We start from the raw sequence: 14,072 nt of genomic DNA on the forward strand, positions 1-14,072 counted from the left end.
GCTTTCTTTTCCTAAATGGTTCCCTCGTCGTAGTTCATATCCGGCTGCTCGGCATCGGTTGCATTCGCCTCGATGAACGCGGCAAGCTGTCCGAGCGTCGGTGCTTCAAACAAATGCTGCAAGGACAATTCCACCTGATGCCGTTCCTTCAACAAGTTCAGGCACTGGATGGCGCGCAAGGAGTCGCCGCCGCGCATGAAAAAGTTGTCGTGGATGCCGATATCGGAGCAACCAAGCACTTCTCCCCAGATGTTGGCGATCATTTTCTGCGTGTCGCTTTCCAGGGCAGCAGGCGCTTTGCCTGGCGAACTCGTCTTCTTCTTGCCGAGCTGCGCCAGCGCTTTGCGGTCCACTTTTCCATTGGCGGAAAGCGGCAGCTGGTCAAGCTGTACGAACTCTGCCGGAACCATGTAGTCCGGCAAGTTTTGCCGCACGGCATCCGCCAGTTTCTCCGGCTGGAACAGCTTCACGGCAAGCGGGGCCTGCGCCACGAGCAGATGTCGCTCGAATGTCTCCGCCGTCTGTCCGGCCTGCGGGAACGCTTCGACGCTCGTAAAGCCGTGTTTGTCCAGCAGCTTCTGCCATTGCCCGACGGCGAGCAGCGGGAGCTTGCTTGCTTTTCGCTCATCCTCCAGATGGGAGAAGCCATCTTCGAAAAATCCGACAGTGGTGAGCAGCAAACGGCTGTTGCGGGTGGCCTCGACGAGCAGCAGGATGCCTCCTGGCGCCAGGAGCGCTTTGAGATAGTCCAGTGTCGCGTCGAGGTTGCGGGAACGGTGCAGCGTGTTATCCGCCACGATCACGTCAAAGGAATGCAGCTCATAGCCTTGGGCAAGCGGTGCCTGATTCATGTCAAACTGACCGTATTGAAGCGGTTCCGCCTCGCCAAAAGCTTGCTTCGCCCTGTCTGTAAAGAAGGTCGACTCGTCTGCGTACAAATACTTGCTTCGCTCGGCTGGCAACACCGATACGAGCGCTTGAGTCATGCTGCCAGCCCGCGTGCCGATCTCCATGATGCGCAGCTCGCGCTCTGCGGGGTGGCTGTCTGCGATAGTTCCGAGCACCTGTGCAGCCAGGCCGTGGTAGTAGTCGCGCGTCAAATCAAATTGGCTCAGGCCGGCAGGGGTGAGAAACGCCTCTTCGGCCAGGAACAGCTCCAGCGGGTCAAGCTCTCCGGTCAACAGTCCGATAAAGAGCGGATAATCCCGGCGATAAACGGCTTCCAGCGCCTGGGCAGCCTCGGTGCGGAACGAAATGTCGAGCATCGCGTCACTCAAGGAGCGGACGCAACGATAGACGCCGTCCTCCGTTTTTTCCAGCAGCCCTTCTGTGCGCAGCGCCTCCAGCCAATGTTGCAGCAAGCTTTCGAAACGCGGGTGAATTTGCAAGTGTCGCATCAGCTCAGCCGTAGAGTAGCTCTCCTGCTCGCGGGTGAACACACCCATATGCTCCAATGTTCGGCACATGTACATGGTGCTCACCGCTTCCGCTTCGCCGAGGAACGTCTGCACAATTTCCGCATCCAAGGCAGACGGGATACGGGCGGCCTGCTTTTTCCCCGACTCGCTGATTTCCTGCAAGCGAAGCGAGCACGCAGCCGGATCGGCTTTGGCTGTCACCAGCAGCTCGGTTTCCTGTTGGCCATCGAGGACGACGTAGCCGACGAGACGCTTTTCTTCCCCTGATTCATCCGGTACGGCTGCGATCGCTTCCTTCACGCCGTTCTGGCGCTTGAGAACTGCTTCGATCTCGCCCAGCTCGATCCGGTGCCCTCTGATTTTGACCTGGAAGTCCTCCCGGCCGAGAAACTCCAGATTGCCATCTGGCAAATACCGTCCCAAATCGCCTGTGCGATAGAGGCGCTCGCCTGTCCGCGGGTGGCGGATGAACTTGTCATTCGTTTTTTCTTCATCCCGCCAGTAGCCTTTGGCAAGGCCAATCCCGGCAATGTACAGCTGCCCCGGCACCCAAACCGGGCAGTCGCCCATCCATTCGTTCAGCACGTGGAAGCGCTGGTTGAGCATGGGGCGTCCGTACGGGATGCTCTTCCATTCCGGTTCGACCTGCTCGATCGGGTAAAAGTTCGACCAGATCGACGCTTCTGTCGCTCCGCCAAGCCCGATCACTTGCGCATGCGGGAAGTAGGCTTTGATTTTGTCCGGCAAATCGAGCGGAATCCAGTCTCCGCTCAACAAGACGAGACGCAGGCTTGGCGCTACGCTTGCCTTTTGGCCGGAAGCGTACTCGATCAGCATCTGCATCAGCGCCGGAACCGTGTTCCAGACGGTCACCTGCTCTTTTTCCAGCCACTCGATCCAATGCGCAGGGTCTTTTGCTTTGGCGGCATCCGGCAATACAATCGTGCCGCCTGCGGCAAGCAAGCCGAACACGTCGTACACAGACAAGTCGAAGTTCAGGTTGGACAGGGCCAACACTTTATCGGTTGTGCTTACGGCAAACCGTTCGTTTATGTCGAGGATCGTGTTGACCGCGCCGCGATGGTCGATCATGACTCCTTTTGGCGCTCCCGTCGAGCCGGATGTGTAAATGACGTACGCCAAATCTTCCGGTCGTTCAGGGAATGACAGCAAGCTGGAGGCGCTGCCTTCGACCCGATCCACAGCCAGGCACTGGACATCGGCAGGCCAGCCCAATCGCTCCGCAAGCCATGATTGCGTCAGCACGAAGCGGACTTGCCCGTCACGCAACAGCTGGGCGCGTCGCTCTTCCGGATGAGCCGGATCAATCGGCAAGTACGCAGCACCCGCTGCCATAATGCCCAAGGTGGCGGCCACCTGCTCCCAGCCTTTTTCCATCACGATCCCGACCAGCGTGCCAGGCTCTGTTCCATGCTGCTTCAACCATTTGCCGATCACGCTCGCCAGTTGGGACAGCTCCGCATACGTCAGCGTCCGTTCCGCCGAAATGACGGCTGGCTGGTTCGCTTTGGCCGCGACTTGCTTGGCAAACAGTCCGCCAAGCGTCTCGTCAGTGAGCGGCGCGTCGGTGGCATTGGCCGCCCGTCTTGCTTCCAGTCGCGGAATGGCGATCAGGCTTGGCGCTGTCTCTTGCCATGCGGCCTGTTCTTCCGTCAAGCGGTGCAAAAGCTGGCAATAAGCGGCAAACATGTCAGACAGCATGCCTGCGGGGAACAGCCCTTCCACGGCATCCCAAATGAGCAAAAGCTCGCCGTCCTGCTCGACGACTTGATGATCCAGCCAAATTTGCGGGGTCTGGGTAATGTTGTAGACGAGCTTGCCCAGCCATTTTCCGTCCGTCCCGCTGCCGCTCCACTCATCTACGCCAAGCGCGCTCGTAAAGACGACTGGCATGGAAACGCCGTGATGCTCGCCGCTTCGTCTCGCCAGCTCCCGCTGCACGGTCACCCCACCCACGAGCGGATGATCCAGGTCGCGCCATAGCTGCTGCTGCAAATTGCGGCCCCGTTCCAGCAGAGTCGCCCCTTTGGACAGCTCCACAGCCAAAAGCGTCAAGGTGGTGAAGTCTCCGACGAGCGCATGCACCTGCGGATGCAGCGGAAGACGGTTGAACTGCGTCAAGTTGATCGTAAAACGCGAACTTCTGCTCCACGCTCCGAGCGTCTCGGCATACGCCGTCAGCAAAATGCCCGATGGGGTCAGCCCAAACTCGGCTGCGCGCTCCTTCAACTTCCGCCATTTGTGGCGATCCAGCTTCGCTTCCAACCGCTCAAACCGCTGTGCGGTCATCGTGTCGGGATTTTGCGCGAGCGGCAACTGCGGAGCTTGCGGCAAGTCATCCAAGCGCGCTGTCCAGTAGTCCAAGTCGCGTTGGTACAGCGCTGACGACTTCAACTCCTCCAGTGCGAGAACGTAATCGCGGAAGGACAGATCGAGCTTCGCGAGCGGCGCGTCCGGCTCATGGTACAGCCGCGTCCATTCGCTCAGGAGGTGGAACATGCTCCAGCCATCGAAAATCAGGTTGTCGAAGCTGATATGCAAGCGAACCCGCCCGTCATGCAAGCGGGATGCCCGCACGTCAAACAGCGGCCAGACGTCAGGCGCAAGCACCTGGTGCGACATTTCCTCGCGAATCGCCAGCAGTTCTTCCTCCATGATCTCCGTTGGCTGCTCGCGCAAGTCCGTGATCGCAATCTGATAGCGCGGCACCTGCGGCAAAATTTGCTGCTGCAAGCCGTTTGGCAAAACGACTGCCCGCATCATTTCATGGTGGTCGATCAAGCGCTGCCAAGCTGCGTTGATCCGCTCCAGGTCGAGATTTTGCCCGTCGATCTCGAAATAGCAATGCGTCGACACATTCCCCAGAGCGTAAACGCCGCTGCGGCCCAGCCAGTACGCCTGCTGGATGTCCGTCAGCGCAAACGGCTGCTCTCTCTGCTCAGGGGCAGGCACAATTTGCGGCCAGACAGCGGTTGTCTGCGCCTGTTGCCCGTTTTCTTCGAGCACCGCCTGAACGTGCGCCGCCAGTTCGGCAATCGTCGGCTTGTCAAAAATTTTGCCCAGCGAAAGTTCCACGCCGATGCGGCTGCGCACCAACGCAGCAAGCCGCGTCGCCAGAAGCGAATCCCCGCCCAGCTCGAAGTAGTTGTCGGTCATGCCCACTCGCTCGACGCCAAAAAGCTGGCACCAAATCGCGGCCATCTCTGTTTCCAGCGGCGTTTGCGGTGCGGCGAACGCTTTCTCCGCTTTCGTCCGCGTCAAACTGTCCGGCGCAGGCAATGCCTGGCGATCCACTTTTCCGTTTGCCGACAGCGGCAACGCATCCAGCAGGAGGAACGCGGTCGGCACCATGTAATCAGGCAGTTTGTGCTTCAGGAAGTCAGCCAGCCGCAGCGGATTGAAGCGCTGTCCATGCCCGGGGGCTTGCGCCACTATTACGTGCTGTCCAAACACATTCGCCGCGTCGCGCTCGTTCGGAAACGCCGCTACTTGTGCAAACGACTGCTTCAACACGCGCTGCCACGCAGCTTGTGCCAAAAGCGGCTTCTGGTCATGGCGACGCTCGTCTTGCAACCCGGTGAAGCCGTCCTCCAAAAATGCCGTACTGACCTGCTGCAAACGGCTGTCGCGCGTCAGCTCCAGCATGAGCAGCACGCCGCCCGGTGCCAAAAGCGACTGCGCGTGGCTGAGCGCCACTCCGATATCCCGCGCCCGATGCAACGAATCGGCAGCGATGATGACATCGTATTGATGGGCCTCGTACCCTTGAACAAGCGGGTCTTTTTCCATGTCGAGCAACTGGCATTGCACATGAGGCAGCTTGCCGAATCTGCTCTTCGCCTCCTGCATGAAGAAGGTCGACTGGTCTGTGCACGTATACGCGACTACCTCTTCAGGCAGGACCGCCAGGAAAGCCTCGGTCAAATCCGCGCTTCTCGCCCCGATCTCCAAGATGCGCAGCGGCTTTCCGCTGTCGGCAAACGGCGCAGCCAACTGTTTCAGCATCAGCTGCGCCAGGCAATCTCTTTCTTGGGCAAAAGGAAGCGTCTGCAACAGCTCTCGCGGAGCAAGACCTGGCTCCGTGGTGAAGAAATGGGTCAGCGGGTCCACCGCTCCGGTCAACAGTCCGGCATGGGCGCCGTCCAGCTTTTGCAAATACGCAAGCAGTGCTTGTGCGTACGTCTCCCATCCAGCCGGCGCTTCACTCGCCACAGGCGGCTCGAACCATTCTGCGCGAATCTCGCCGACCATGACGTATGTATCCGCTTCGCCTTTTTGGACAAGTCCCTCTTCCGCAAGCGAGTTCAGCCATTGCTGGACAAGGGCGCGATACCGTTCCAAAATGCCGCATTGCTGCATCAGTTCATCGAGGGTAAAGCTGCTGCCAGGAGCAAGCTTTGCGCCTGCTTGCTTCAATGCTTTGCACATATACCGGACAGCCAGTTGTTCCAGATACGCCCAAAAAGCTGCGAAAGCTTCCGGGATCTGGATGTCCGGATCGCCTTGCCACTGCTCGGCCTGATCTTTTGCCGAGTCGAGCAGACTCGTCCACACCGCTTCCTGGAAGGCTGGCTCCGCTTCCATCCGCTCAAACAGCCCGGCATCGGCTGCCCGATCGGCAACGAGATAGCCTACCAGATGACGATTGCCACGCGGATCGCCTACAGCGGAAACGACCGCATCCCGCACGCCCGGATGCTGCTTCAACGCTGTCTCGATTTCGCCCAGCTCGATCCGGTGACCCCTGATTTTCACCTGGAAGTCTTTGCGTCCGAGAAACTCAATCGTTCCGTCCGGCCAGTACCGTCCCAAGTCGCCTGTGCGGTACCAGCGGCCGCCCTGCCCATTTACGAAGCGCTCTGCTGTCAGCTCGGCATCGCCGCGATAGCCGAGCGCCACGCCCGCTCCGCCAATCCACAACTCGCCAGCCACCCAGTCCGGGCAATCCCGGCCTTTTGTGTCCACCACGCGATAAGACTGGCGCGCCAATGGACGTCCATACGGAATCGAGGTCCACTGAGCAGGGAGCGGCAGCTTGACGTCGTGCGCATTCGACCAGATCGACGCTTCTGTCGCACCGCCCATCGCCACCAGCTCGCTCGCTGGCGCTGCTTCTTTCAGCCGCCCTGGCAAATCGAGTCCGATCCAATCGCCTGACAGCATCGCCAGTCGAATCGGCAACGGCCCATGTCCCGCACTTTTCGCTGCAATCAGCAGCATATCGAGTAGCACAGGCACCGAGTTCCAGAGCGTAATCTGGTGCTCTTGGACAAGCTGCGCCCACTTGCTCGCATCCCGTCTGGATTCCTCGTCGATCAAGACGATGGAACCGCCTGCCGCCAAAAGTCCGAACACATCGTAAACAGACAAATCGAAATCGAGCGAAGACACGGCCAGTACACGGTCAGAAGACGTGACCTGATAGCGCCTGTTAATCTCGCAAATCGTATTCCACGCCCCGGCGTGACTGATCTCCACTCCCTTTGGCTCGCCTGTGGAACCGGACGTGAAGATGATGTACGCCAGACTGTCGACCGCTGCCGTTACAGGCTCAGCCAGCGCTTCGGCTTTTTGCGCATCCGCCACCGTCAAGACTTGCGCCCCGGTCGGCCACTCCAGCTTGGCAGCGTGTTCGGCATCGGTCAGGGCGAAGCGAATGCCTGCTTTGGCAAAAATCCGCTCGCGTCTGCTCGCTGGCTGCCCGATCCCTACCGGAACGTAGCATGCGCCAGCCGCCATAATGCCGAGCACGGCCACGATTTGCTCAAACCCGCGCGGCAAGCTGACCGCCACTGGCTCGCCGTTCGCAATGCCCTGCCCGCTCAGAAAAGCCGCGACCTGCAAGGCTCTTTTTGCCAGTTCGCCATACGTCAGGGGCGTTGCGCCGTTCCCGTCAATAAGCGCCGTGCTCTGCGGGTGTTGTCTCGCATTGCGGAAAAAGGCTTCGTGCAAACATTGCGGCGCAAACGGCGCAGCGTGCTCGTCCGCTGGCTCCTGCCTCTGCTTGGCGAGATCAGGCAAACATTGCGGCGCTGCCTGCCAGTCGTTTTCCGGGGCAACCAGCCAATCCATCAGCTTGCCAAAAGCGGCAAACATCTGGTCGATCATGCCAGCAGGGAACAACTCTTCGACCGCGTCCCACGCCAGCAGCAATCCCCCGTTCATTTCGTACGACTGGAAATCGAGCCATACTTGCGGCGTCTGCGAGATCATGTAGGAAAGCTCGCCCAACGTATCGCGGCATTCCTCGTTGATCAGCGGCGTCCCCAAATTGCACGCGAACACTACCGGAGCGAAATCGCGCTCTCCCTGGCGAACGCGGGCAAGCTCACGCTGCAACTGCACGCCTGAATAAGCTGCGTGGGCCACATCCTCGTGGAAGCGCGACTGGATGGCATGCACCCGCTGCAAAAACGACTCCGGCTGCTTCATGTCGACCGCAAGCAGCAGCAAATTGGTGAAGTCAGCGACGACTTCCTCAATCCCCGGCTCACTGGCTTGGCGATCAAACAGCGGAATGTTGATCAAAAATTCCGAGTGCGTGCTCCAGCGATCGAGCACTTCCGCATAGGCTGTCAGCAAAACCATCGCAGGCGTGACTTTGTGCGATTGCGCCCGCTTTTGCAGGCGCATCCAGTCCGTTTCATCCAGTCGATGCGTTCTTCGCACGAAAACAGGCGACTTGACCATTTCCGGCTTCACGGCAAGCGGCAGGCCAGGCGCTCCCGGCAACGTCAGCAGCCTGTCGTGCCAGTAACGGGCAGCCTGTTCCACATCAGCCGCTCTTCGCTCTGACTCTTGCTGCAAATAGCGGGCAAAGCTCCACTCGGCAGGCGCCGCAGGATCAAGCTCGCGCCCGTAGGCCGCTGCCAAATCGCGCAGGATGATGTGCAAGCTTTGGACGTCAGCGACGAGCAGATCGAGGTCAAAGTGCAGACGAGTCCGGTCACCCGTGAGCAGGCTCAGCTCCAATCCGGCCACTTCGCCAAGCTCGACCGCCAGCTTGCGGTGGGAAATCCGCTCGCGAATGCGCATAAGCTCCTGTTCTTGCTCGTGCTCTGCAAGGGCACGCAAATCGTGGACAGGGATTGCCTTTTCGTAAGGCGCATCCAGCACCTCTTGCCGCCCATCTGCCAGAAACCTGGCGCGCAGCATCGGATGGCCGCGCAGCACTTTTTGCCACGCTGCCAAAAGCCGCCCATGCTCTACGCCAGTTCCGTCGATCTCCAGATAGGCGTGGCAGCCCACTCCGCCAAGCGGCTGATCATCCTGGCGGCCAATCCAGTACGCGTACTGCACGTCTGTCAAGGCAAACGGCGCCTTCCCTGCTTCTGCGGTCTGCGGCTTTGCCTGACTCGCTTTGGCATTCGCTGGCTCCGTCGCTCTCTGGCTGCTTTTTTGCAAAAGCGCCCACCAATCTCCCAGGCGCGGGGAGGCGATCAGTTCGGCAAACGTCACCTTCGCCCCTTCCTTGCGCCATTTGTTGACCATCCTCATCATCTGCAAGGAGTTCAGTCCAAGCTCAATCAGGTTTTGTTCGTCAGCAAACTCGACCGCCCCGGGCAGCATGGATTGAATCTGGCGGCGCACCGCGTCATAGCCCAGAGAAGCCGCCACTCCCGCGGAATTGCTGTCATCAAGCACTTGCTTCATCACGGTTTCCTCCTTTCTGTCAAAAGTGCCCCTATTGTTGCTTCACTGCCTCCAGCTCGCGGCTCGCCATGACGAGCTGACGGGAAAAACTGCTCAGCTTCTCGCGCGTCTCTTCCAGTTCGCGCTCAGGCAGCGACATTTCGACTACGCCAGCCCCGGCATGTAGCCACGCTTGGCCGTCTTTTTGGTAGATCGTCCGCAGCACGAGCGCCGCGTCCATCGCTCCGCTCTCGTCATACGTCATGACGCATCCGCTGTACAAATTGCGCGGTACGCTCTCCAGTCTGCCGATCGCTTCGATCGACTCCCGTTTCGGAATCCCTGACGCCGTCACAGCCGGGAACAGCGCCCGGAACGCATGCCAAGAATTGCGGCCTTCCATGAGTTTTCCTTTCAGCCTGGAAGCGATATGCTGCACCGTTCCTCTGCTCGCCACGGTCATGAAATCAGTCAACAAGATCGTCGAAGCGTCGCAGACGCTCCTCATCTCTTCAAAAGCCAGCTTGACCGAAACGGCGTGCTCGGCAATTTCTTTCGGATCGTTGAGCAGCTCTGCTTTCAGCTTGTCGCTCTCCGCTTCGCTGCCCCCTTTGGAACGCGTGCCCGCCAGCGGATAAGTGCTGACCCAGCCTTCGCTGTCCACCTCGACAACCGTTTCCGGACTGAAGCCCGCCGCATTCATCCCTTCCAGACGAACCAGGAACGAACGTGCCGGAGTGTTGACTCTGCGCCCGGCGACGTAGCTCGCAACCATGTCCAGCTCTTCGGACACCGGAATTTTTCTGGACAAAATGACCTTGTGGTATTTGCGCTCGGAAATTTCCCGAACCGCTTCCGCAACTCCCTGCATGTACGTCTCTGCCCCGTGCGTATCTGCCTGCGGAACAGCCAGCTTTTCTTTTCCTGCGCGCTCTGCCAGACTGCTCTGCGGTGCTTTGCCAGCCAACTCCGCGAACACTTCACGCAAAAGCTGCCCCAGTTGCTCGCTGTGCTCTTTTGCAAGCGTCCGCAAAAGCACCTCGCCCTTGTGGAATCGCACCTCTGCTTGCGGAATGAACAGCTTGAGCAGATTCGGGTCTTCGGTAGCAAGCGGCAGTCCGTTGTAGTAACGGGCCATGCCGAAGTTCACGGTGCCGTATGCGCGCCAGTCGGCCAGCGGCACAGCGGCGAAGGCTCGTTCGATCGTCTCGCCGAGCTCTGCGTTTTCGTAGGTTGCCGTCTCGCCGCCGCAAACCATTTTCGTCTGCTGCGCATCTACGGTAGCCAGAGCGTGGATGCCCATTCCGATCGACAGCTCATCCCCGTTTTCGTAGAGTACATAATCTTCAAAAAGTCCACGCTCGACGATTTCTGCCGCCGCCAAATGAACATCTCCTGCAAAAGCAAACGTTTCTTCCCGATAAGTGTTGATCGGCGCAGTTGCCTCCACTTGTTTCGCCATAGCCATCTCCTTGAGCTTGTTTTTATTGACCTTCCCCACACTGGTCAGCGGCCAGCTGTGAGCAAATTCCAACTGGTCAGGCATTTTGTAGCGCGCAACGCCCTTCTCCTGGAAAAAGGCGTGAATATCCGCCAGCGTCAACTCCGGATTGTCCGTGATGACAAATGCGCAGCTTCTCTCCCCCAGCGTGGAATCAGGCAGTGTAATCAGAGCGGCATCCCTGATGTCCGGGTGCAGACGCAAGTACGACTCGACTTCGGCTGGCATGATTTTTTCGCCCGCGCGGTTGATCATTTCCTTGATCCGTCCGCCTACCTGGATATTGCCTTCCGGCGTGAACCGCGCTTTGTCTCCCGAGCGGTAAAATCCGTCTTCCGTGAAGCTTTCGCGGTTTTGTTCCGGTGCCAGGTAGTACCCGCGAATCGTGTACGGCCCGCGGACGATCAGCTCTCCGTATTCGCCTGGTGCCACATCGTCTCCGTTCTCATCGACGATCCGTACCTCGTCTGCTTCGGAAATCGGACGCCCCTGGGTCGTCATGATGACTTCGTCGGAATCGCCCAGCGACGTGCCGCAAATCAAGCCTTCCGCCATTCCGAACACTTGCTGGAGCTTGCACGTCCACTCCCGCATGATGCGGCCAGCCACCTTGTCATCGAGCATCGAACCGCCCACCTGCAACACTTTCAGGCTGGACAAATCGCTCTCCGTATCCCATTCCAGAACTTCCAGCCAGACGTTGACAAGCGCAGGCACCAATGCCGTAATCGTCACTTTTTCTTTTTCAATCAGCGGAAAAGCTTCATCGCAGCTGGTCGTTTGACACAACACAACCTTGCCGCCGACCGAAAACGCGCCGAGAATGCCAGGGCAACACAGCGGAAAATTGTGCGCGATCGGCAGAACAGCAAGATAGACGCTCTCGTCCGTCAGCTCGCAGCGAGCAGCCATTGCTCGCGCATTGTAGGCGTAGTCGGTGTGTGTGCGCGGAATCAGTTTTGGCGTGCCCGTCGTACCGCCCGACAACAGCAGCAATGCCGTATCTGTATAAGCCGGGCCGTCGAACAACATCGGCGGTCCGCTGATCGTCGCCAGATTCGTGCCGATGCCGCTTTCTCCATCGGTCAAAACGAACTGCACGCACGCGTGTTTTTTGACCAAATGTTCCGCCAGCTTTGTATAGTCAAAGCCCAGAAACGTGGTGGGAATAATATAGGCAACGGGCTTAGCGAGCGAAAAAATCCCGTCCAGTTCCGCCTCCCTGTGGGCAGGCAATACGAGAATCGGCACTGCCCCGATGCGAAACAGGGCAAAGCATGTCAGGACAAAAGCAGTCCGGTTCGGAAGCTGGACCGCGACTTTGTCGCCTTTGCGGATGCCCATGCGGTACAGGCCAGAGGCAAGCGCATCTGCCTTCGCATCCAGCTCCTGGTAAGTCAGTCTCGCTTCATCCTCGACCAACGCCACCTTGTCCTGATACTTTTCCGCCCAGCGGCGCAGTTGCTCCCCCAGAGTCAACGGCTCCCAAAACCCGCGTTGTACATACGTTTCTGCTGCTTGCTCAAACCAATCGGTGCTTGCTCTCATTCGTTCCTCCTCCAAGATAGCCGCGGGTGTATGTCCGTACCCCAAGCCGAATGATGCAGGTCATTGCCAAATTCGCTGTCGGTCATGCTGGTTTGTCTACCAACCAAAATATTGATACTGATTCTCATTGTCAATTCCTTATGTAGTCTATTTTTTCTACATTTTGGAAGGAAACGGCGCATTTTCTTCCACTTTCTCCCGTTTCCTTCATTTCTCGGGGATGATTTTACATTTACTTACATAAAAATAAGGACTTTCAAAAACCAAGCAAGTTGATATGTATAATAGAAGTTTCTCGTTTCCACACGTTTTTTCTCAGCGGCTAGACACGCAAAAACACCGGATGTATCTGCTGTTCTCCCTGATCAAAAGCAATCGCCGCGGAATATCCTGCTGCCGCGCTGAAATCCAAAATCGTCCATGTATTCCGAGCTGCTCCCTCTCCATTTACGCGAAAAATCCCCTGCTCGCCATCCTCTGCAATCCAAAAAGAATCGAGAGGGCGTGACAAGCCCTCCCCCGTCGCCTTGACAAACGCTTCCTTGCGCGCCCAGCAGTCGAAAAACATTTGCTGCTGCTTCCCGGCGGCAGCCGCATGCAGCAGCTTCTGCTCGACGGGATGGAATTGCTGCGCCAACTGCGGCCATTCGGGTATGTCCCGAATCCATTCCACGTCAATTCCCACGCTGCGCCCTCTCGCAAAGACAGCCGCAACCAGCTCCCCGGAATGGGACAGGTTAAACGCGAGCTTCCCTGCTCTGCGCTCTGTGCGCAGTTCGGGCTTCCCGCGATGATCCGCCGCAATCTGGACGCGCTCGACAGGCATGTCTTCATAGCGCCCGCACAAGGAACGCACGAGGGCATGGGCGACGGCGAATCGCTCCCGATCCGCCGCAAAATAAAACCGCTCCATCCGCTCGACTTCTTCTTGGGTCAGCGCCTCGCGCAGCGCATGTTCCTTCCCGCGAAAGGCAGGGACGTGCGCCAGCCAAATGTGCAGCTCCGCTTCTGCAAGTTGCAGAGCTGTCCGATCGGCATGACGATCCATTTGCCACTCCGCCACGATCACTTTCGGGCGAGCGTTATCGGCGGTTGACCTCATCTCCGCTCACTTGCTGCTTCGTTCCCTGCCATTTTCAGATGCCCCGCCAAAATCGGGGAGAGCTGCCGCAACAGTTCCTCTCTGTTCGTCGTCAGGAAAAAATGCTCGCCTTCGATGATGCTCATCGTAAAGTCGCCAGCTGTATGTTGCGCCCAGGCCGCCATTTCCTCCTCGCTCGCCTCTCGGTCATGTGTGCCGCAAAAAGCAGAGATCGGACATTCGAGCGGCGGCTCCTCTTTGAACAAATACGTGTCGTCCAGCGTGAAATCTGCGCGCAACAGCGGCATGAACAGCTCCATCAGCTCTTTGCTGCGCAAAATCGCCTCCGGTGTCCCGGCAAACCGCCGCAGCTCCTCGACGAACAGTTCCTGCGGCAAATGGTACAGCGGATTCGGCTCCGGAATATGCGGAGCACGAGCCCCTGACACAATCAAACGGCTTGGCGCAAGCTGCCAGTTTCTGCGGACGGAGCGCGCCAGCTCGAACGCAATTTTTGTGCCCAAGCTATGCCCGAAAAAAAGAAACGGCCGATCCAGGTACGGCTGAATCGCTTGGCTAATCGCCGCAACCAGCGTATCCATCTCGCGGATGGCGGATTCCATCAGCCTGTTTTCTCGGCCAGGAAGCTGAATCGGGTACACCCCTACTCCTGCGGGCAGCTCTTGCGCCCATCCCCTGTAAATCGATGCTCCTCCCCCGGCAAAAGGGAAGCAAAAAAGGCGGATTTGGTCGTGTTGATCAGGCTCGGCAAGCAGCCATCTCTCAGCCGGTTTCACCATGTCCATAGTCATTCCTCCATTCGGTTTTACAGACGGTCAGCTATGTCGTGCGCCATTCGTCCATTGCTTAC

The 14,072-nt window shown here is 58.5% G+C and carries 4 protein-coding genes; all 4 read right to left on the reverse strand.

All coding sequences use genetic code 11. From position 1 onward, the window contains the following. Positions 1–11: 11 nt before the first annotated feature. Entirely contained in the window at positions 12–9,092 is a 9,081-nt protein-coding gene (locus NST23_RS21050; RefSeq protein ID WP_173596783.1) for a non-ribosomal peptide synthetase, read from the reverse strand. Between the two features lie 31 nt (positions 9,093–9,123). Continuing rightward, on the reverse strand, positions 9,124–12,120 hold the full coding sequence (locus NST23_RS21055; protein ID WP_173596782.1) for a salicylate synthase: 2,997 nt from the start codon (positions 12,118–12,120) through the stop codon (positions 9,124–9,126). Between the two features lie 322 nt (positions 12,121–12,442). Continuing rightward, positions 12,443–13,222, reverse strand: coding sequence for a 4'-phosphopantetheinyl transferase family protein (locus tag NST23_RS21060; RefSeq protein WP_122963805.1), 780 nt, complete (start codon positions 13,220–13,222; stop codon positions 12,443–12,445). Beyond that, positions 13,219–14,007, reverse strand: coding sequence for a thioesterase II family protein (locus NST23_RS21065; RefSeq protein ID WP_173596781.1), 789 nt, complete (start codon positions 14,005–14,007; stop codon positions 13,219–13,221). The genes NST23_RS21060 and NST23_RS21065 overlap by 4 nt, the downstream gene beginning before the upstream one ends. Positions 14,008–14,072 lie beyond the last annotated feature (65 nt).

The organism is Brevibacillus sp. FSL K6-0770 (assembly GCF_038000275.1).
Lineage (GTDB): Bacteria > Bacillota > Bacilli > Brevibacillales > Brevibacillaceae > Brevibacillus > Brevibacillus parabrevis.

What these genes read in the sequence shown, in the direction of transcription:
- NST23_RS21050 (WP_173596783.1), bottom strand. Translation starts at nt 9,092, where the DNA reads ATGAAGCAAGTGCTTGATGACAGCAATTCCGCGGGAGTGGCGGCTTCT.
- NST23_RS21055 (WP_173596782.1), bottom strand. Translation starts at nt 12,120, where the DNA reads ATGAGAGCAAGCACCGATTGGTTTGAGCAAGCAGCAGAAACGTATGTA.
- NST23_RS21060 (WP_122963805.1), bottom strand. Translation starts at nt 13,222, where the DNA reads ATGAGGTCAACCGCCGATAACGCTCGCCCGAAAGTGATCGTGGCGGAG.
- NST23_RS21065 (WP_173596781.1), bottom strand. Translation starts at nt 14,007, where the DNA reads ATGGACATGGTGAAACCGGCTGAGAGATGGCTGCTTGCCGAGCCTGAT.